Below are 20,671 nucleotides of genomic sequence, written 5' to 3' on the forward strand. Positions count from 1 at the left end.
GGCAGCGGCGGACCGGCGAGGCGCATCCGCGCGAACGGCTGACGGGCCCGAGACTCCACGGCTAGATTCGAGGCACGCGGTGGGTCGGGCCGTGGGGAGGTGCGCATGGCCGAGGAGCACGTGACCGGCGGCGAGCCGCCCGAACCCGTCAGGCGGCCGCCCGGCGTCACCGTGGTCGTCGTGCTGACGGCACTCGTGGCGCTGCTCGATGTCGCCGTCGGCGTCCTCGTCCTCGTCGCCGGCCAGCTGCCGGAGGCGGCCGGCCGCGACCTGCGCGACGCGCTCGCCGGCCTCGACGTGCCGGTCGTGGCGGTCGGGGTCGTCTTCCTCGTGCTCGGCGCGGCCGAGGCCGTGCTCGTCGTGCTGCTCCTGCGCGGAGCCAACACGGCGCGCCTCGTCCTGACCCTCGTGCTCATCGTGCGCCAGGCGTACGCGTGGGCACTCGTGGGGGAGTCCGCGGGCGGCACGCTGCAGGCGGTGGTGACGCTGGTGGGCAGCCTCGTCGTGCTGGCCCTGCTGTGGACGCGTCCGGCCACGCGGTTCTTCGAACGGCACGACGAACGTGCCGTGTCCGACACGGTCGCGGGCCTGTCGCCCGGGGCCGGCGCCGATGCCGGCACCCGGCTGCTCGACTTCCTCTCACGCCTCACCGTGCTGGCCCTGACCGTCCTGCTGACGCCGGGCGTCGCCGTCGACAACGGCACGGTCCTCGTGCTGGCCGTCGTCGCCATCACCGTGGCCGGCTGGCTCCTCGTGCCCGTGTTCGTCCGGGTGGCGGCGCTCTTCGGGTGGGTCGGGGCCATCGCGCTCGCGCTGTTCGCCAACACGGCGGTCATCGGGCTCGGACTGTGGCTGACGCCGGGGGTGACGGTCGACAGCGTCGGTGCGGTCGTCGTCGCCTCGTGGGTCTACGGCGCCGTCATGGCCTTGCTGACGTGGGTCTTCTCGATCAGCACGCGCGACTACCTCACGGTGCACGCCGTCCGGATGTCACGCGCCGCGGGGGAGGGTCGCGTCGAGGACCCCGACGTCCCGGGGGTGGTCTTCGTGCAGCTCGACGGGGTGCCGGCCCCCTTGCTCGAGAACGAGATCCGGTCGGGCAACCTGCCCACGATCAGCCGGTGGGTCCGGTCGGGCACGCACACGTGGACCGAGTGGCGGGCCCGGGTGCCGTCGACGACCCCGGTGAGCCAGGCCGGGCTGCTCCACGGCTCCAACGAGGGCATCCCCGCCTTCCGCTGGTACGACCGCGACGAGGGACGGCTCGTCGTGGCCAACCGGCCCGAGGACGCCGCCCTCATCGAGCGGCGGATCTCCGACGGTCGCGGCCTCCTCGCCGACGACGGCGTCAGCATCTCCAACCTGTTCTCCGGTGACGCCCCCACCTCGCTGCTGTCGATGAGCGGCCTGCGCGACAAGGACGTCCGGCTCGGGCCGTCGAGCTCGTACGCCGCCTTCTTCACCCACCCGGCGGGCTTCGTGCGTGGCGTCGTCATGTCGCTGGGCGAGATGGTCAAGGAGGTCTTCCAGGCCCGCCGCCAGGAGCGGCGCGACGTGCGCCCCCGCATCCACCGGGGCGGGTCCTACGTCGTGCTGCGCGCGGTCACGAACGTCCTGCTGCGCGACCTCAACGTGGCCCTCGTCGTCGAGGCGATGATGCGCGGCGCGCGGTCGGTGTACGTCGACTTCGTCGACTACGACGAGATCGCCCACCACGCGGGGGTCACCCGCCCCGAGTCGCTGGCAGCGCTCTACGGCCTCGACGAGGTGCTGCAGACCCTCGACACCGTCGCCCGGTCCGGGGCCACGCCGCGCCGGTACCACTTCGTGCTCCTGTCCGACCACGGCCAGAGCCAGGGCGCGACCTTCCGCCAGCGCTACGGCCAGTCGCTCGAGGACCTCGTCGCCACGCACCTCGCGACCGGCTCCGGCGTCGTGGCCTCGACGCACGAGGTCGAGTCGTGGGGCCCGGTCAACGTGCTCCTCGCGCAGCTGTCGGGGCAGAAGAGCGTCACGGGCCAGCTGACGCGACGAGCGCTGGGCGACAAGGGCGCCCGGGTCGGACCCGAGGCCACGACCCGCACGCCGGCGACCATCGCCACGACCGTCCCCACCGCCACGACTGACACCACGACGTCCACCACGATGTCCACCACCGACGCCACCACGGACGCCGGTGCCGAGGGAGCCGACCGCCCCGAGACCGTCGTCGTCGGCTCGGGCAACCTCGGTGGCATCTGGTTCGCCCGCAGCCACGAGCGGCTGCGCCTCGAGGAGATCGAGGCGCAGCACCCGGGGCTCGTCGAGGCCCTCGCCACCCACCCGGGCATCGCGTTCGTCGTCGTCGACAGCGGCGGTGGGCCGGTGGCGATCGGCGCCCACGGCTCGCGCCTGCTCGAGAGCGGACGCGTCGAGGGGGCCGACCCGCTCGAGCCGTTCGGCGAGGACGCGGCCGCCGACTTCCTGCGTGTCGCCCGGTTCCACAACGCGCCCGACGTGTACGTCAACTCGCTGCACGACCCGGTCCTCGACGAGGTGGCCGCCTTCGAGGAGCTCGTCGGCTGCCACGGGGGCGTCGGCGGGTGGCAGACCCGCCCGCTGCTCGTGCACCCGTCCGAGTGGACGCTCGACGCCGACCTCCTCGAGGGTGACGGGATCGTCCACGGCGCCGACCACGTGCACGTCCAGCTCGTGCGGTGGCTCGAGCGGCTCGGCCACCGGCAGGACCTGCCGGCCTCGGGCGGCGTGGGCGGCGTGGGCGGCGTGGGCGGCGTGGGCGGCGTCGGCGTCGAGGCGGTCAGCCCGACGACCAGCGGCTGACGGCCCCGGCGTCCTCGAGCGCGTCGTAGACCGCCTCCATGAGGAGGGTGTGCCCGCTCGCGTTCGGGTGGTCGCCGTCGTCGAGCAGGTCGTTCGTCGGGTCGCGGTCGCCGGCCTCGCCCTTGAGCGGGGTGTAGGCGTCGACGTACACGGCGCCGGTCGCGGTGGCCACCTGGTCGACGATGCTGTTGACGACCTTGGTCAGGGCGTCGCTGCCGATGACGAAGGCGTTGCCCTGGGCCCGTCCCACGGCGCCGTCGACCGTGACGTTCCAGTACCCGACGACGGCCACGCGCAGGTCGGGGTTGGTGTCGACGGCCTTGATGCCGTCGACGATCCGCGTCAGGCCGTCGTGCAGGCCCGTGAGGGTGTCGGTCCAGCACGGCGAGCTCTCGGCGGGCAGGCAGGTCGGGTCGTCCACGCGGTCGAGGTCGAAGTCGTTGGCGCCCACCTCGACGACGACGAGGTCGGCCTGCGCGAGGTCGCGGTGCGTCGACGCCGAGGCGAGGTCGCGCTCGACGTCGCTCGTCGTCCAGCCGCCGACGGCGTCGTTGTGCACGACGGGCGTCCGGCCGGTGACCGAGCCGAGCCGGGTGCCGAGCTGCTCGACGTACCCGGCGCAGTCGCACGTCGTGGCCGACGGCACGGAGTCGCCGAGCCCGACGACGACGAGGGGGCCGCGCGCCGTCGTCGTGGCGCCGGTCGTCGGCGTGCCGCTGCGTCCCGCGGCCGCGGCGCCGGGTGTCGGCGACCCGGCGACGGCCCGGACGAGCGTGCCCGGCCCGACGCCGGCGGCGAGGGCGACCGCCACGAGGGCGGCGGCGCAGGCCGCGACGACGAGCCCGATGACGACGTGGTGGGTCCGCAGCCCGAGGCCGGGGCGCGGCGCGGCCGGTCCGCGCCCGCCGGGTCCGGGCGGGCGACGGTGGCGGCCGGCGTCAGCCATGGAACCCCGGCAGCGTCTGGCCGAGCCAGACCATCGCGCGGCCGACGTACGGCTCCCAGACCGTGTCGCGGTGGCCGCCGCTCGCCAGGACGGTGGCAGTGACGTCGAGCGGAGGCTTGGCGACGCTGAGGAACTTCGAGGTCGACGGGTAGGACAGCGGGTCCTGGCGCGAGGTCAGCACCCACAGCGCGACGGGCGGGGGGCTGGTCCGGGCGAGCCGGATGAGGTCGTAGGCCTCGGTGCCGCGGGTCGTCAGAGGGTCGTAGCCGGCCGAGAAGTCGGGGCGGAAGTAGCCCTGCATGACGACCGCCGCACCGAAGACGTCGGGGTGGCGCATCGACAGCGATGCCGCGCACCAGGCGCCGTAGGAGTAGCCCACGAGCGCCCATGACGTGCGGTCGCGACGGGCGTGCAGGTGGGTCACGACCCACGCCGGCAGGTCGCGCGAGAGCCAGGTGTCGGTCTGCGGCAGGCCGGGCGCCCCGTTGACGCACTCGGTGTCGAGGCTGGCGGGGGTGTCGATGCGGGGGATGACGATGATCGACGGGGCGAGCCGGTGCTGGGCGACGAGCTCGTCGGCGGTGCTGAGGAAGTTGAGGCGCGAGAAGGACTGCGGGCTGCCGGGGAAGCCGTGCAGCCCCTCGATGACCGGGTAGGTGCGCGACGCGGCGGGGTCGTAGCCGGCCGGCAGGTAGACGAGCACCTGACCGGACGTGCCGGTGCGCGGGTCGGTCACCGTGTAGGTCTGCAGGCGCGAGCCCGGCTGCGGCAGAACGAAGCTCGTGCGGCCGGTCGCATGGGCGAGCCCGGGACCGACGACTCTGGCCTCGACGACCTGCTTGACGCCGCCGCCGTGGTGCAGCTGCACCTCCGCCGAGCGCGAGCCGAGCAGGTCCGACCAGCTGGAGTAGAAGAGGTACTGGTCGTTGAGGGCGGCGCCGGCCAGGGCGACGACCACGACGTTGAGCAGCAGCACCTGCCCGCCGCGCACGGCGCCCCGGGCGAGGCGACCGCCCCAGTGCGGCCAGCCGACGACGACGAGGGCGAAGAGCGCGAGGGCCAGGACGACGAGCAGGACGATGAGGCCGGGGTCGGTCAGCTCCACGACGGGGTCTCCCGCTTCTCGCGGGGCCGCGCCGGCTCGGGTCGCACGAAGGGGAAGGTGAGGACCGAGCGGATCGAGGTGTTGGTCAGGAGCATGACGAGCCGGTCGACGCCGATCCCGAGGCCGCCCGTCGGTGGCATGCCGAGCTCGAGCGCGTGGAGGAAGTCCTCGTCGACCTCCATCGCCTCGGGGTCGCCGGCCGCGGCCCGCAGCGACTGCTCGGTGAGCCGGCGGCGCTGGTCGACGGGGTCGGTCAGCTCGCTGTAGGCCGTGCCCACCTCCATCCCGGCCACGACGAGGTCCCACCGCTCGACGAGCCCGCGCTCGGTGCGGTGCGGGTGCACGAGCGGCGAGGTCTCGACCGGGAAGTCGGTGTAGAACGTCGGCAGCACGGTCACCGGCTCGACGAGCTCGGCGTAGAGCTCCTCGACGACCGCTCCCCAGCCGGCCCGCTCCGGCACGGTGACGCCGTGCCGGCTCGCGACCTCGAGGAGGACGTCGAGGTCGGTGTCGGGCCCGACGCGCAGGCCGACGGCCTCGCTCACGGCGTCGAGCACGCGGACCACCGGGAAGGGGGCGCCGACGTCGACGAGGTCGACCCCGTCGAGGCCGGCGCGGACGCGCTCGGGCGTCGGCAGCGGGATGACCGGACGCCCGTGGACGGCGGTCGCGGCCTCGCGCACGAGGCATTCGGCGAGGTGGCGCATCGTCACGTAGTCGGCGTGCGGCTCGTAGACCTCGAGCGAGGTGAACTCGGGGTTGTGGGTGGCGTCGGCGCCCTCGTTGCGGAAGCTGCGGCCGAGCTCGAAGACCGGCCCGATGCCGCCGACGAGGAGACGCTTGAGGTAGAGCTCGGGCGCGATGCGCAGCGACAGGTCGGTGCCGTAGGCGTTGATGTGGGTGCGGAAGGGCCGGGCGGTCGCGCCCCCGTGGGTCACGTGCAGCATCGGCGTCTCGACCTCGAGGAAGCCGCGGTCGGCGAGCGTGCGGCGCAGGGCCGCCACGACGCTCGAGCGGCGGCGCAGCAGCTCGAGCTCGCCCGGGTGCGCCAGCAGGTCGGTCGACCGCCGGCGGACCCGGGCCTCCGGGTCGGCGAGCCCCCGCCACGGCACCGGGTGCAGGGCCTTGGCCTCGAGGCGCCAGTCCTCGACGAGCAGGGTCGGGGTGCCGGTGCGCGAGTGGCCGGTCTCGGCGACGAGCCGCACGAGGTCGCCGGTGTCGACGTCGGCCGCGAACCGGTCCACGGACCGGCGCCCGGTGCGCGAGGACTCGAGCAGGGCCTGGACCCGGGCGCCGGCCTCCTCGAGGGTCACGAAGACGACGGCGCCGTGGTCGCGCAGCTCGCGGACGCGGGCCACGACCTCCACGGCCTCGCCCTCGGTCCACGTGCCGCAGCGCACGCCGGGCACGAGCGCGAGCGGGGTGGCCGTGCCGCCGCCCACGGGGTAGGGGTCGATCCCGGACGCGCGGAGCCGGTCGAGCGTGGCGAGCCGGTGCCGCGACTCCTCGCTGCGTCGCGGGGCGAAGCGTCCGGGGTCGGTCAGGGGGCCGCTGGCCTCGAGCGCCGCCACCTCGGCGAGGCGCTCGGCGTCGAGGACCCCGCTCGTCGAGCGGTGCCGGGCCGGCCAGGGCACGAAGCCCTCGAGGGCCGCCGCGGCGACGGCGATCTGCGGCAGCGACAGGCCGTCGTCGTAGCAGAGGAAGCGCGGCGTCCACTCGGGGTCGTACTTGTCGGTGGCGCGGTAGAGCCGCTCGAGCTGCCAGAAGCGGTCGAAGAGCCCGAGCACCGACGCGTTGAGCCGGGTCAGGGTGCCCGAGCCGAGCCGCGCGGAGCCGGCGAAGACGCCGCGGAACATGCAGAAGTTGAGCGACACGTGCCCGACGCCGAGCTCGTCGGCCCGGGCGAGCACCTCGGTGACCATGAGCTCGGTCGTGCCGTTCGGGGCGGCGGGCGAGCGGCGCATGAGGTCGAGGGACACACCGCCGCGACCCCACGGCACGAAGGTGAGCAGGCCGACCGGGACGCCGTCCTCGCCGGTCGCGAGGACGTGCACGACACGGCCGTCGGCCGGGTCGCCGGTGCGCCCCAGAGCCATGGAGAACCCGCGCTCGGTGTCGCTCGAGCGCCACTGCCGCGCCAGGGTGTCGGCCTGCTCCCGCTCCTCGGGCGACAGGTCGGCCTGGCGCCGCACCCGGACGGTGACGCCGGCCCGACGGGCCCGCGTCGCGGCCTGGCGCACCCGGGTGAGCCGGGCGCTGTCGAGGTCGACCCGGCGGGGGTCGAGGACCGCCTCGTCGCCGAGCGCCACGACGCGCATCCCGCGCGAGGCGTAGGCGCGGGCGCCCTCCTCGCTCGCGGCGATGACGGCCGGCAGCCAGCCGTACTCCCGTGCCTCGGCGCGCCACGCGTCGATGGCGGGCAGCCACGCCTCGCGCGGGCCGATCGGGTCGGCCGCGGCGAGGGAGACCCCGGCGGCGACGGCGTACGTGACCGCGGCACGGCCCTCGCCGTCGAAGACGGAGGCCTTGTCGCGCCGGGTGGCGAAGTAGCCGAGTGAGTCGCCGGCGCCGCTGCGGGCGAGCAGGCGCCGCAACGACACCTCGCGGTCGGGCGACCACCGGTTGACGGGCCTCGCCGAGGCGAGGAAGAGCGTGACGGCCACGAGGATGGTCAGGCCGACGCAGAGCGCCACGACGTCGACGACCCACGGCGGCACGAAGCCGCCGGGCCGGGGGGACACGCCACCGAGCACGGCGAAGACGGTGCCGACGACGGCGCGGGCCTGCGACCGGGGCACCCCGACCGCGCCGAGCAGCCCCCAGGCCACGCCCAGCGTCGCGAGGGAGCCGACGACGAGCGCCACCGCCGCGAGCCACCCGGAGCCGCGCTGGAGGCGTCCGGTGAACTGGCCGCGGAGGCGCCACAGCCACCAGCCCGCCGCGAGGGCCACGACGATGCCCGCGATGTCGACGACGCGTCCGAGGTCGCCACGGGTCTGCCACATCCACACGAAGGGGCGGCGGGCGGGCGGCAGCACCGCCACGAGACCGATGAGCACCCCGAGCGCCTGGAAGGCGGCGACGACCCAGAGGCCGATGCGCTTGCGGCCCAGCAGGGCCCGCGTCACGATCGCCAGCACGACGACCGACACGACGGTCGGCGCGACCGGCACGTTGAGCAGCCCGAAGACGACCTCCGCGGGCGAGGGGCCGGGCCGGCGCGGGTGGAACAGGGCGAGGAGCAGGGCCGCCGCGATGGCGACGGCGTAGGTTCCGGTGAGGACGCGCGCTGCGCGGGGCGAGCCCGGGTCGACCGGTCGGCGAGTGGCCATGGCACGACGATGGACCGCAGCGCTGGACGTTCGCTGGACGTCTCCTGTGGGCCTCGTGACGCGCAGGGAACTCTCAGGTTGCCACCGTGTCCTGCCGGGTATCGCCATGGGGGAGCGACGAGGTGACCGAGGTGACCGAGGCGGCCGACGAGCCGCCACGACCGGGAGGAGCCGGCATGGCTGGTGCGGGACGGACGAACCGGGTGGGACGGGCGGGGGCGCTGCTGGGCGGGGTCGGCGCGGGGGTCGCGGCGCTCGCGACGTGGGACCTGCTGCAGCGCAAGCACACCATCCTGCGGCGCTATCCGGTCGTCGGTCACCTGCGCTACCTGCTCGAGGACATCCGCCCCGAGCTGCAGCAGTACTTCATCGAGCGTGACTGGGACGGCCGTCCCTACGACCGCGACACCCGGTCGGTCGTCTACGAGCGGGCCAAGGGCATCCACGGCGAGCGGCCCTTCGGCACCGAGCTCGACGTCAACGAGGTCGGCTACGAGTACCTCGTGCACTCGATCGCGCCGACCGACCCGCCGAAGCAGCCGTTCCGGGTCGTCGTGGGTGGCCCCGACTGCTCCCGGCCCTACCCCATGGCCCTGCTCAACGTGTCGGCGATGAGCTTCGGTGCCCTGTCTGCCAACGCGATCCGCGCCCTGAACAAGGGCGCCGCGATGGGTGGCTTCGCCCACGACACCGGCGAGGGCGGCCTCTCGCCGTACCACCTGGAGAACGGTGGCGACATCGTCTGGGAGATCGGCACCGGCTACTTCGGGGCCCGCACCAAGGACGGCGACTTCGACCCGGACTCCTTCCGCGACAAGGCGGCCCACGACGCCGTCAAGTGCGTGTCGCTCAAGCTGAGCCAGGGCGCCAAGCCCGGTATCGGTGGCGTGCTCCCCGCGGCCAAGGTGACCAAGGAGATCGCCGACATCCGCGAGGTGCCGCAGGGGGAGAAGTGCGTCAGCCCCTCCTCGCACCGCGTCTTCCACACCCCGGTCGAGCTCGTCGAGTTCATCGCCCGGATGCGCGAGCTCGCGGGCGGCAAGCCCGCCGGCTTCAAGCTCTGCGTCGGCTCGCGCGTCGACGCGCTCTCGATCTGCAAGGCGATGCTCGAGGTGGGCACGACGCCCGACTTCATCGTCGTCGACGGCTCCGAGGGCGGCACGGGCGCGGCACCGCTCGAGTTCGAGGACCACGTGGGCATGCCGCTGACGCACGGCCTGATGACCCTGCACAACGCCCTGGTCGGCGTCGGGCTGCGCGACCGCATCCGGATCGGCGCGAGCGGCAAGGTGGCCGCCGGCAACGACATCGTCAAGCGCCTCGTCCAGGGCGCCGACTACACGAACGCCGCGCGCGCCATGATGATGGCCGCCGGCTGCATCCAGGCCCAGCGCTGCCACACCGACAAGTGCCCGAGCGGCGTCGCGACCCAGAACGCCCGCCGCGCCAGGGCGCTCGACGTCGGTGACAAGAGCGTGCGCGTCAAGCAGTACCAGGAGGCCACGGTCGAGTCGGCCATGAAGATCATGGCGGCCATGGGCGTCACCGACCCCTCGCAGCTGAACCCCCACCACCTGCGCCGCAACGTCACCGCGACGACGACGCACTCCTACGCCGAGCTCTACGAGTGGCTCGAGCCCGGGCAGCTGCTCGCCGAGCCGCCGCAGGCCTGGGCGGCCGACTGGGACCTCGCCACGCCCGACCGGTTCGCGCCGCACGCCTCGCCCCGCCACCTCTGAGGGAGGACCACATGACCACCGTCGCCGAGCACGTCGTCAGGGCGCTCGCGGACGCCGGCGTCAGGCAGGTGTGGGGCGTCGTCGGCGACGCCCTCAACCCGCTGACCGACGCCATTCGCACCGAGGAGCGCGTCGAGTGGGTGGGCGTGCGCCACGAGGAGGTCGCCGCCTTCGCCGTCAGCGCGCAGGCCCAGCTGACCGGCACCATCGGCGTCTGCATGGGCACCGTCGGGCCGGGATCGATCCACCTGCTCAACGGCCTCTACGACGCCAAGAAGTCGCACGCCCCGGTCCTCGCCGTCTGCGGCCAGGTGCCGAGCGAGGAGATCGGCAGCGACTTCTTCCAGGAGGTCGACAACGACGCGCTCTTCGCCGACGTGTCGGTGTGGGCGCACACGCTGACCTCGCCGAGCCAGCTGCCGCACCTGCTCGAGCAGGCCGTCAACGCCGCCTACGCCCACCGCGGCGTCGCGGTGCTGACGCTGCCCGGCGACGTCGGCGGGCTCGACGTGCCCAAGGGCGCGGCGCCTGCGTCGTTCGCCCCGGCGGCGGTGCCGGCGCCGGCACCCGAGGACCAGGTGCGCGCGGCGGCCGAGGTGCTCGGCGGCGACGTCGCCGTGACGCTGCTCGTGGGCTGCGGCGCCCGCGAGGCCCGCGCCGAGGTGCTCGAGCTGGCCGACACGCTCGCGGCCCCGATGGTGCTGACGCTCAAGGCCAAGGAGGGCCTCGAGCGCGACAACCCGTTCGAGGTCGGCCAGTCCGGGCTCATCGGCAACCCGGCGGCCGCCAAGGCGATGGACGCCTGCGACGTGCTGCTCCTCGTCGGCACCGACTTCCCGTACCGGGACTGGTACCCGACGGGCAAGACCGTCCTGCAGCTCGACGCGCGGGGCGAGCACATCGGGCGTCGCACCAGCGTCGACCACGCCCTCGTCGGCGATGCCCGGTCCACCCTGCGCGCGCTGCTGCCGCTGCTGACCCGACGCGAGGACCGCCGCCACCTCGAGGCCGCGACCGACGCCTACCGCGCGTGGCACGACCGCCAGGCCGCCCTGCTCGACCCCGACCACGACGAGTCGCTCCTCGGTCGCGCCCGCGCCCTGCTCGACAACCCCGACGAGCGGATCCGGCCGGAGGCCGTGGCCGCGGCCGTCGACCGGCACGCCCCGGACACCACGGTCTTCACGAGCGACACCGGTATGTCGACGGCGTGGCTGGCGCGTCACGTGCGGATGGGCGGCACCCGCCGGCTCGTCGGCTCCTACAACCTCGGCTCGATGGCCAACGCGATGCCGATGGCCCTCGGTGCCCAGGCCCTCGACCGGTCGCGGCCGGTCTGCGCCTTCGCCGGCGACGGCGGGCTCATGATGCTCCTCGGCGACCTGCGCACGGCGGTCACCTACCGGCTCCCCGTCCGGGTCGTCGTCTTCGACAACGGCCGCCTCGGCATGGTCAAGCTCGAGCAGGAGCAGGGCGGCCTGCCCGAGTTCGGCACGCAGCTGGACAACCCCGACCTCGCCGCCGTCGCCTCCGCGATGGGGCTCGCGGCCCGGCGGGTCACCGACCCCGCCGAGCTCGACGACGCCGTCCGCTGGGCCTTCGGGGTCGACGGGCCGGTGCTGCTCGACGTCGTGACCAACCCCGACGAGGTGGCCGTGCCCCCGAAGCCGACCCTGGCCCAGGGCTGGGGCTTCGCGATCGCGAAGTCCAAGGAGGTCCTCGAGAGCCGACGATGAGGAGGTCACCGTGTGCCGACTGTTCGGCCTGACCGCCGGGCGCACCCGCGTCCGGGCCACGTTCTGGCTGCTCGATGCCCCCGACAGCCTCGCCGAGCAGTCGCACGCCAACCCCGACGGCACCGGCCTCGGCACCTTCGACGCCGACGGACGACCGGTCGTCGAGAAGCAGCCGCTCGCCGCCTTCGACGACGCCGACTTCGCGAGCGAGGCGCGCGAGCGGGTCAGTGCGACGTTCGTGGCGCACGTGCGGCACTCCTCCGGCGCCGCCCTGCGGCCCGAGAACACCCACCCCTTCGAGCAGGACGGGCGGCTGTTCGCGCACAACGGCGTCGTCGAGGGGACGGACGCGCTCGACCGCCACCTCGGCGAGGACCGCCGCCTCGTGCACGGGCAGACCGACTCCGAGCGGCTCTTCGCGCTCGTGACCCGCGAGACCGCCCGCGCGGGTGGCGACGTCGGCGCCGGGATCACGGCCGCGCTGCGCTGGGTCGCCGACGAGCTGCCCGTCTACGCCGCCAACCTCGTGCTGACGACGGCCACCGACCTGTGGGCCGTGCGCTACCCGGACACCCACGTGCTGTGGGTCCTCGAGCGGCACCGACCCCTGGGCCGGCTGCACCACCGGTCGCGGGCCGGCACGCGGGTGCTGTCCGAGGAGCTGTCCGACACCCCGAGCGTCGTCGTGGCGAGCGAGCGCCTCGACGAGGACCGTTGGCGGATGCTCGAGCCCGGCGTCCTGCTCCACGTCGACGAGGCGCTGCGGGTCACCCAGGAGGTCGTCGTCGACCACGAGCCTCGGCACCGGCTCACCCTCGAGGACCTCGGGGCGGCGGCGGCCGTGTCGCAGCGCCCGACGGGTCGGGGCTGAACCACCGGAAGGCGGGGGACGCGGGGGGGCGGCGGAAATGCGCTCAGCCGCGCACGACGCGACGGGCGAGGTCGGTCCAGCCGGCGAGGATGCGGTCGCGGTCGATGCCGAGGTCGAGCTGCTGGCGCAGGATCGGCACCTCGAGCGGGGCCAGGAGCGCGGTGGCGAGCACCGGGAGGTCGCCCTCGACGCCCGCGGAGGCGAGCAGCACCCGCACGTGCGCCGTGTGGAACGCAGCGGCCGGCAGCGAGCGGCCGTAGCGGCCGACCGCGGCCACGACGAGGTCGCCGTGCAGCAGGTTGCGGTCGAGGCGGGACTCACCGAAGGCGAGCAGGCGCGTCAGCGGTGGGGCGCCCGGGCCGAGCGGCGGGGGACCGGAGATGACCTGCTGCTGCCAGACCGTCTCGCTGTGGTTGAGCAGCGCCGCCATGAGGCCGGCCCGGCTGCCGAACCGGCGGAACACGGTGCCCTTGCCGACGTGCGCGGCGGCCGCGACGGCGTCCATGGTCACGGCGTCGACCCCGCACGTCTCGACGAGCCGGTGGGCGGCGTCGAGGAGGGCCTCGCGGTTGCGCGCGGCGTCGGCCCGCTCGGCGCGCTCGGGCGCCAGCCCGAGGTCGACGGGCTGCCCCGGGCGGCGTCCGGCGGCGACGGGCGGACGGGTCGATGGCACCCGCCGATCGTAGGGGGAGCCGCGGACGGCGTCCGCCGGTTTTCGGGTCCCCGGGTGCCTCCGCGCAGGGGAATAGAAGCGGACCAAGGTCCGTTTGGGTCGACATGACCAACGCTGCCACCCCCCGCACCCGCGTCGCCGTCCTCGTCGGGAGCCTGCGCACCGACTCGGTGAACCGCCGCATCGCCGAGGCGCTGCGCGACCAGGCGCCCGAGGGCGTCGAGCTCGACATCGTCGACGGTCTCGGTGCGCTCCCGTTCTACAACGAGGACATCGACGGTGCCGAGGCGCCCTCGGTCGTCGCCGACCTGCGACGCGTCGTCGGCTCGGCCGACCGCGTCCTCGCCGTGACGCCCGAGTACAACGGCACGATGCCCGCCGTGCTCAACAACGCCACGTCGTCGCCGACGTCGAGGTGTCGCAGACGACGATCGACACCGACGTCCTCGGCGACCCGGCCGTCTTCGCCCGGCTCACCGACGCGCTCGCGACGCTCGTTGCGACCGACGCGTCCGTGGCCGCCTGAGCCTCCCCTCCCGACGCGCCGCCCGCGACGCGTCGCCACGCCTCTGACCTCCTGACCCCACCCCCCTGACCCACGACCACGAGGCCGGGCCGGCGCTGCCGGCCCGGCCTCGGTCCGTCACGGTTGCCGGGCGCGACGGCCCCTCCGGCGTAGACTCGAACCGGCGCACGATCGCCAGGGCGACGCGGCCCCGACCCAACGCGGCACGACCTCTCCCGACCCGGTCGGGGGCGTCGGGGCGGCTCACCCGTGACCAACGGACCAGGAGGTGCCATGGGTGACAACATCGGACTGTGGGTGCTGCTCGGCGTCGTCGTCATCGTCGTCGCGGGGGCCGCGTTCATGCAGAGCCGCCGCGGGGGCGACAACGACACGCTGAACCGGCACGCCGACGACACCGCCGTCGAGCGCGACCACCACCCCGAGGGCGCCGAGCGGTCGCACCTCGTCGGCAACCCGCCCATCGACACCATCACGACCCAGGGCTGGGGCGTGGCCCAGGCGGGCGAGGGCGCCGAGCCGGAGGAGCTGCCCGAGGACGTCCACCCGGAGTTCCACGAGGACCCGCGCCACCGCCGCAAGCACTAGCCGCGCTGCTCCCACCGCACCGGAGGCCGCGTCCCGCACGCCGGGACGCGGCCTCCGCGCGTCGGCACGTCGGGACGCGGCGCCCGGCGGGGCAGACTGGCGGCATGGCGAGCGTCGAGACGAACTGGGCCGGCAACCACTCCTACACCGGGCGCGTCGAGCGGCCGGGCAGCATCGAGGCGCTGCAGGAGGTCGTCGCGCGCGAGCCGCGGGTCCGGCCGCTCGGGTCGCGGCACTCCTTCACCGACCTCACCGACAGCGACGGGGTGCTCGTCTCCCTCGAAGGCCTTCCGACGAGCGTCGAGGTCGACCCCGGGGCGCGCACCGCGACCGTCCGGGGCCGGGCCCTCTACGGCGAGGTCGCCCGCGCCCTCGAGGGCCGGGGCTGGGCGTTGGGCAACCTCGCGTCGTTGCCGCACATCTCGGTGGCCGGCGCGGTCGCGACCGGCACGCACGGGTCCGGCGATGCCAACGGCTCGCTCGCGACGGCGGTGTGCGGCCTGGAGGTCGTCGGCCCCGACGGCGCGCTCCGGACGTTGACGAGCGGCGACGCCGACCTGCCGGGCAGTGTCGTGGCGCTCGGTGCGCTCGGCGTCGTCACCGGCCTGACGCTGCGGCTCGAGCCGACCTTCACGGTGCGCCAGGACGTCTACACGGGCCTGTCGTGGGAGCGCCTGGCCACCGACCTCGACGCCGTCACCTCCGACGCGTACAGCGTCAGCCTCTTCACGCGCTGGGACGACGCGGGCATCTACCAGGCGTGGCGCAAGAGCCGCGAGGACTCGGCGCCGGACACCTTCTTCGGTGCGCCGCGGGCGGCGGCCACGATGCACATGCTCGAGGGCGGACCCACCGAGTCGGTGACCCGCCAGCAGGGCGAGTCCGGCCCGTGGCTCGACCGGCTGCCGCACTTCCGGATGGAGTTCACCCCGAGCCGCGGCGAGGAGCTGCAGAGCGAGTACCTCGTGCCGCGCACCGCGGCCCGTGAGGCGATCGCGGGCCTGCGCGCCCTCGGCGACCGGATGGCGCCGGTTCTGCAGGCGTGCGAGCTGCGCACGGTGGCCGCCGACGACCTGTGGCTGAGCAGCTCCTACGGCCACGACGCCCTCGGCATCCACTTCACGTGGGTGCGTGACGTGCCGGCCGTCTACGCCGTGCTGCCCGCCCTCGAGGAGCTGCTCCTGCGGCGCCTGAGATCAGGCCCGGGGCGACCCGTCGACCGTCGGCAGCAGCCCGTCGCGCAGGGCGCCGGCGAACGAGGTGACCTCGGGCAACGCGCCGAGCAGGCACACCTGGTAGGCGTGGTAGACGTCCGGCTTGCCCTCCCACACGGTGCTGGCCGGCTCGAGGGCCGGGGACAGCTCGTGCCGCCACGAGCCGAGCCGGTCGTCGACGAAGTGGTCGCGGGCGTGCGCCCACCACGTGTCGTACCACGTGCCGTAGGTCGGGTCGCCGGTCACGAGCTGGAGCGTGCGGGCCGTGGCGATCCCCTCGGCGACGACCCAGTGGAGGCGGTCGCGCACGACCGGCGTGCCCTCGAAGTCGGTCGTGTAGACGAACCCGTCCGCGCCGTCGACCGCCCACCCCTCGTGGACCGCGACGTCGAAGAGCGACCGGGCGTCGTCGAGCAGCCACGCGGGCGCGGCGCCGTCGAGGCCGTGGCGCAGGTGCAGGCACAGGCGCGACCACTCGAGCAGGTGGCCGGTGGTGACGCCGTAGGGCCGGAAGGGGTCGCCGGGCCGGTCGCGGTTGTAGCCGGGGTCGGGCACCCAGTCGGGGCTGAAGTGCTCGGGCAGCCGGAAGCCCCAGTCGCGGGCGAAGGCGTGCACGACGCGCTCGACGACGCTGCGCGCGTGGTCGAGCCAGCGCGGGTCGCGCGTCACGTCCCACGCCGCGAGCATCGCCTCGACGGTGTGCATGTTCGCGTTGGCCCCGCGGTAGGGCTCGAGGTCGGTCCAGCCGCGGTCCCAGACGTCGACGACGAGCCCGTCGGCGTCGCGCCAGAACCGGCGGTCGAGCACGTCGAGCGCGGCGTCGAGCAGGTCGTCGCCGTCGGGGTGCCGGGCCGCCGAGGCGGTCGCGGCCGCGAGCACGACGAAGGCGTGGTCGTAGGCGCGCTTCTCGGTGACCTCGGGCCGGCCGGACGCGTCGGCCGAGGCGAACCAGCCACCGGCCTCGGCGTCGGCGAGGACGCCGCCCGGGGCGAAGGCGGCCACGCCGTGGTCGAGCAGGTCACGGCAGGAGTGGTCGCCCTCGAGGACGGCGAGGCCGGCGACGTGCGTCATCCGGGCGGTGATCCACGTCTCGACGCCGCTGCCCTCGTCGAGCCGCCCGGCGTCGTCGAGCCGGCCGAAGCCGCCGGCGGGATGGACGGCGCCCCGGGCGAAGGCCCTCAGGCCGCGTCGCTGCTCGGCGAGCCAGGCGAGGTGCTCGGCGCTCTGCGGGCCGGCCGGTGACGTCTCGGGTGCGGTCATGCCGCCAGTCTGCCGAGCGTCGGCTCAGAAGTCGCCGGCGTGGCTGCGCAGGCGCGTCAGCGTGTCGACGAGGTCGCGCACGTCATCGGGTCCGAGGCCCGGCTGCTCGAAGACCTCGGTGTTGAGGGCCTTGGTGGCCCGCTCGGCCAGCTCGCGACCCGTCGATGTCAGCGCGACGAGCATGGCGCGTCGGTCCTCGGGGTGCGTGGAGCGCACGACGAGGCCGGCGTCCTCGAGCCGGTCGACGGCGTTGGTGACGCTCGTCGGGTGCACCTGCAGCCGGCTGCCGATGACCTTCATCGGCAGCGACCCGCGGCGGCTGAACCACAGGAGCATGAGCACCTCGTACCGGGCGAAGGTGACGCCGAGCGGCTTGAGGGTGGCCTCGACGCGCGCCAGCACGATCTGGTGCGCGCGCATGAGCGAGGTGATGGCGGCCATGCCGTCGGCGGCGGTGTCCCAGCCCTGCTCGTGCCACTGCTCGCGGGCCCGCGAGATGGGGTCGAAGCCGAGGCCGGAGCCGGCCGGCGCGCTCGTCTCCGCAGTCATGCGCCCATCGTAGGGGGGTGACGCGTTGACGTCCATTATTTGGAAGTCCTAGTATTTTCGCCATGTCCGACGCAGCGCAGCGCGAGCTCCACCAGCCGTCCCACCACGTCCGCATCGTCACCGCCTCGAGCCTCTTCGACGGCCACGACGCGTCGATCAACATCATGCGGCGGATCATGCAGAGCCAGGGGGCCGAGGTCATCCACCTCGGGCACAACCGCTCGGTCCAGGAGGTCGTCGACGCCGCGATCGAGGAGGACGCCCAGGGCGTCGCGGTCAGCTCCTACCAGGGCGGGCACGTCGAGTACTTCGAGTACCTCGTGCAGCTGCTCCGCGAGAACGGCGCCGGCCACGTGCGGGTCGTCGGCGGCGGCGGTGGCGTCATCGTCCCCGAGGAGATCTCCCGCCTGCGCGAGTCCGGCGTCACGATCTTCAGCCCCGAGGACGGCCAGCGCCTCGGTCTCGTCGGCATGGTCAACGGCGTCGTCGCCGACTGCGACTTCGACCCGTGGGGCGTCTCGGTCCCGACGCTCGAGGCCGTCCTCGCCGGCGACCGCGCCGCCGTCGCCCGCGCCGTCACCGGCGCCCAGGAGGGCCAGCTCGGCGACGAGCTGCTCGCCGGGCTCCGCGAGGCCGCGTCGCGCCGGCACGTGCCGGTCCTCGGCATCACCGGCACCGGTGGCTCCGGCAAGTCCAGCCTCACCGACGAGCTCGTGCGCCGCCTGCGCCTCGACCAGCAGGACAAGCTGCGCGTCGCCGTCCTGGCCGTCGACCCCACCCGCAGCCGCGGCGGCGGCGCCCTGCTCGGCGACCGCATCCGGATGAGCGCCCTCGACGGCGACCGTGTCTTCTTCCGCAGCCTCGCCACGCGCGGCAAGAGCCAGGTCCCGGCCCGCCTCGACGACATCCTCGCCGTCGTCAAGGCCGCCGGGTTCGACCTCGTCGTCCTCGAGACCCCCGGCATCGGCCAGGGCGATGCCGCGATCGTCGAGCACTCCGACGTCTCGCTCTACGTCATGACGCCCGAGTTCGGGGCGAGCAGCCAGCTCGAGAAGATCGACATGCTCGACATGGCCGACGTCGTGGCCATCAACAAGTTCGAGCGCCGCGGCGCCGAGGACGCCCTGCGCGACGTCGGCCGCCAGATGGTCCGCAACCGGGAGGCCTTCGGCAAGGGCCCGGCCGACATGCCCGTCTACGGCACGAGCGCCGCCACCTTCAACGACGACGGCGTCACCGCGCTCTACCAGGAGCTGCGGAACCTGCTGTCCGACAAGGGGATGCCGGTGCAGGAGGGCGTGCTGCCGCACGTGTCCACCAAGCAGTCGACGCGCATCGCCACGGTCGTGCCCGCCGCTCGCGTCCGCTACCTCGCCGAGATCAGCGAGACGGTCCGCCGCTACCACGCCGACACCGCGCGGTTCGCGGCCGCCGCGTCCCGCGTGCAGCGCCTCGACCTCGTGCGCGGCGAGCTCGCCGACGCCGGCTCCGACGCGTCCGGCGTCGACGGCCTGCTCGAGGCGGCCCGCACCGACGTCCCGCCGCCGGTCGCCGACGCCCTCGCCGGCTGGCCGGCCGTCGTCGAGTCCTACTCGGGCGACGAGCAGGTGGTCAAGGTCCGCGACCGCGAGCTCGTCACCAAGCTGACCCGGGAGTCCCTGTCCGGCAACACGATCCGCCGCGTCTCGCTGCCGCGGTACACCGACCACGGTGAGCTCGTGTCGTTCCTGCGCCGCGAGAACCTGCCCGGCTTCTTCCCGTTCACGGCCGGCGTCTTCCCGTTCAAGCGCGACAACGAGGACCCCGCCCGCATGTTCGCCGGCGAGGGCGACCCGTTCCGCACCAACCGCCGCTTCAAGCTGCTGTCCGAGGGCCAGCCGGCCACCCGCCTGTCCACGGCGTTCGACTCGGTCACGCTCTACGGCCGCGACCCCGACCCGCGCCCGGACGTCTACGGCAAGGTCGGCACGTCCGGCGTCTCGGTGGCCACGCTCGACGACATGAAGGTGCTCTACGGCGGCTTCGACCTCGTCTCGCCCACCACGTCGGTGTCGATGACGATCAACGGCCCCGCGCCGACGATCCTCGCCTTCTTCCTCAACACGGCCATCGACCAGCAGGTCGACGCCTTCGGCGAGCGCGAGGGCCGCGAGCCCTCCGCCGAGGAGCGCGCCGAGCTCGAGGCGTACGCGCTGGCCAACGTCCGCGGCACGGTGCAGGCCGACATCCTCAAGGAGGACCAGGGCCAGAACACGTGCATCTTCAGCACCGAGTTCAGCCTGAAGATGATGGCCGACATCCAGGAGTGGTTCATCGAGAAGAAGGTCCGCAACTTCTACTCGGTCAGCATCTCCGGCTACCACATCGCCGAGGCCGGGGCCAACCCCATCAGCCAGCTCGCCTTCACGCTGGCCAACGGCTTCACCTACGTCGAGAGCTACCTCGCGCGCGGCATGGCCATCGACGACTTCGCGCCCAACCTGTCCTTCTTCTTCAGCAACGGCATGGACCCCGAGTACTCGGTGCTCGGTCGCGTCGCCCGACGCATCTGGGCCGTCGCGATGAAGGAGCGGTACGGCGCCGGCGAGCGCAGCCAGAAGCTGAAGTACCACGTGCAGACCTCGGGTCGCAGCCTGCACGCGCAGGAGATGGACTTCAACGACATCCGCACGACGCTGCAGGCGCTCATCGCCATCTACGACAACGCCAACAGCCTGCACACCAACGCCTACGACGAGGCCGTCACGACGCCCTCGGAGGAGTCGGTGCGCCGCGCGCTCGCGATCCAGCTCATCATCAACCGCGAGTGGGGCCTGGCGATGAACGAGAACCCGCTGCAGGGCTCCTTCGTCATCGACGAGCTCACCGACCTCGTCGAGGCGGCCGTGCTCAAGGAGTTCGACCGCATCACCGAGCGCGGCGGCGTGCTCGGCGCCATGGAGACCGGCTACCAGCGTGGCCGCATCCAGGACGAGTCGATGCTCTACGAGCACCGCAAGCACGACGGCAGCCTGCCGATCATCGGCGTCAACACCTTCCGCAACCCGCACGAGGGGGAGACGCCCCGTGAGGTCGTCCTCGCGCGCGGCACGGAGGAGGAGAAGCAGGGCCAGCTCGCGCGGGTGCGGGCCTTCCGCTCCGAGCACGAGGACGAGGCACGGGCCGCGCTCGAGGAGCTGCGGCGCGTCGCCATCGAGGGCGGCAACGTCTTCGACGTCCTCATGCGTGCGGCGCGGGTGTGCTCGCTCCAGCAGGTCACCGAGGCGTTCTTCGAGGTCGGCGGCCAGTACCGCCGCAACGTCTGACCTCGGC

13 protein-coding genes and 1 pseudogene are annotated in these 20,671 nt (G+C 74.0%); 8 read left to right on the forward strand and 6 right to left on the reverse strand.

All coding sequences use genetic code 11. From position 1 onward, the window contains the following. The first annotated feature begins 105 nt into the window (after positions 1–105). Positions 106–2,820: an alkaline phosphatase family protein gene (locus BIV28_RS12080; protein WP_076262100.1), complete on the forward strand. Its 2,715-nt coding sequence runs from the start codon at positions 106–108 to the stop codon at positions 2,818–2,820. Here the strand turns inward: BIV28_RS12080 and BIV28_RS12085 are convergent. From BIV28_RS12085 to lysX, 3 genes are read right to left on the reverse strand one after another with little or no spacing between them, the layout of a single operon-like run. Further along, positions 2,798–3,766, reverse strand: coding sequence for an SGNH/GDSL hydrolase family protein (locus tag BIV28_RS12085; protein ID WP_083707284.1), 969 nt, complete (start codon positions 3,764–3,766; stop codon positions 2,798–2,800). The two genes, BIV28_RS12080 and BIV28_RS12085, sit on opposite strands and share 23 nt — an antisense overlap. Continuing rightward, positions 3,759–4,871 carry an alpha/beta hydrolase gene (locus tag BIV28_RS12090; protein WP_076262102.1) on the reverse strand — a complete coding sequence of 371 codons (1,113 nt, stop codon included), beginning with the start codon at positions 4,869–4,871 and terminating at the stop codon, positions 3,759–3,761. The genes BIV28_RS12085 and BIV28_RS12090 overlap by 8 nt, the downstream gene beginning before the upstream one ends. Next, positions 4,862–8,203 (reverse strand): bifunctional lysylphosphatidylglycerol synthetase/lysine--tRNA ligase LysX, encoded by a 3,342-nt coding sequence (lysX, locus tag BIV28_RS12095; protein WP_076262103.1) that lies wholly within the window; start codon positions 8,201–8,203, stop codon positions 4,862–4,864. The genes BIV28_RS12090 and lysX overlap by 10 nt, the downstream gene beginning before the upstream one ends. Positions 8,204–8,379: 176 nt before the next feature. On the opposite strand from lysX, the gene BIV28_RS12100 reads away from it, so the two are divergent. The 3 genes from BIV28_RS12100 to BIV28_RS12110 are packed head-to-tail and all read left to right on the forward strand — an operon-like array spanning position 8,380 to position 12,549. Beyond that, positions 8,380–9,942, forward strand: a complete 1,563-nt coding sequence (locus tag BIV28_RS12100) for an FMN-binding glutamate synthase family protein (protein ID WP_076262232.1) — start codon at positions 8,380–8,382, stop codon at positions 9,940–9,942. Between the two features lie 11 nt (positions 9,943–9,953). Further along, on the forward strand, positions 9,954–11,678 hold the full coding sequence (locus BIV28_RS12105) for a thiamine pyrophosphate-dependent enzyme (RefSeq protein ID WP_076262105.1): 1,725 nt from the start codon (positions 9,954–9,956) through the stop codon (positions 11,676–11,678). A 10-nt stretch (positions 11,679–11,688) separates the two neighbouring features. Then, the gene (locus BIV28_RS12110) at positions 11,689–12,549 is read left to right on the forward strand and encodes a class II glutamine amidotransferase (protein WP_076262107.1); all 861 of its coding nucleotides are present in this window, start codon (positions 11,689–11,691) and stop codon (positions 12,547–12,549) included. Positions 12,550–12,592: 43 nt separating this feature from the next. Here BIV28_RS12110 and BIV28_RS12115 read toward each other — a convergent pair whose 3' ends face one another. Continuing rightward, on the reverse strand, positions 12,593–13,222 hold the full coding sequence (locus tag BIV28_RS12115; RefSeq protein ID WP_076262108.1) for a TetR/AcrR family transcriptional regulator: 630 nt from the start codon (positions 13,220–13,222) through the stop codon (positions 12,593–12,595). Positions 13,223–13,326: 104 nt separating this feature from the next. On the opposite strand from BIV28_RS12115, the gene BIV28_RS12120 reads away from it, so the two are divergent. The 3 genes and pseudogenes from BIV28_RS12120 to BIV28_RS20275 all read left to right on the forward strand — a co-directional run. Then, complete coding sequence (locus tag BIV28_RS12120; RefSeq protein WP_207555945.1) at positions 13,327–13,803, forward strand: NADPH-dependent FMN reductase; 477 nt, start codon at positions 13,327–13,329, stop codon at positions 13,801–13,803. Between the two features lie 218 nt (positions 13,804–14,021). Further along, positions 14,022–14,336: a hypothetical protein gene (locus tag BIV28_RS12125; protein WP_076262110.1), complete on the forward strand. Its 315-nt coding sequence runs from the start codon at positions 14,022–14,024 to the stop codon at positions 14,334–14,336. A gap of 104 nt (positions 14,337–14,440) precedes the next feature. Then, positions 14,441–14,863 (forward strand): annotated as a pseudogene (locus BIV28_RS20275) (FAD-binding protein); the annotation flags it as partial. 669 nt (positions 14,864–15,532) lie between these two features. On the opposite strand, the gene BIV28_RS12135 reads toward BIV28_RS20275, so the two are convergent. Together BIV28_RS12135 and BIV28_RS12140 are read right to left on the reverse strand one after the other, a co-directional pair. Continuing rightward, positions 15,533–16,810 (reverse strand): AGE family epimerase/isomerase, encoded by a 1,278-nt coding sequence (locus tag BIV28_RS12135; RefSeq protein WP_076262111.1) that lies wholly within the window; start codon positions 16,808–16,810, stop codon positions 15,533–15,535. A 24-nt stretch (positions 16,811–16,834) separates the two neighbouring features. Continuing rightward, the gene (locus BIV28_RS12140; protein ID WP_076262234.1) at positions 16,835–17,359 is read right to left on the reverse strand and encodes a MarR family winged helix-turn-helix transcriptional regulator; all 525 of its coding nucleotides are present in this window, start codon (positions 17,357–17,359) and stop codon (positions 16,835–16,837) included. Positions 17,360–17,421: 62 nt separating this feature from the next. On the opposite strand from BIV28_RS12140, the gene icmF reads away from it, so the two are divergent. Further along, complete coding sequence (gene icmF, locus BIV28_RS12145; protein ID WP_076262112.1) at positions 17,422–20,664, forward strand: fused isobutyryl-CoA mutase/GTPase IcmF; 3,243 nt, start codon at positions 17,422–17,424, stop codon at positions 20,662–20,664. Positions 20,665–20,671: the final 7 nt, after the last annotated feature.

Source organism: Intrasporangium flavum (genome assembly GCF_001956915.1).
GTDB classification, from domain to species: domain Bacteria; phylum Actinomycetota; class Actinomycetes; order Actinomycetales; family Dermatophilaceae; genus Monashia; species Monashia flava.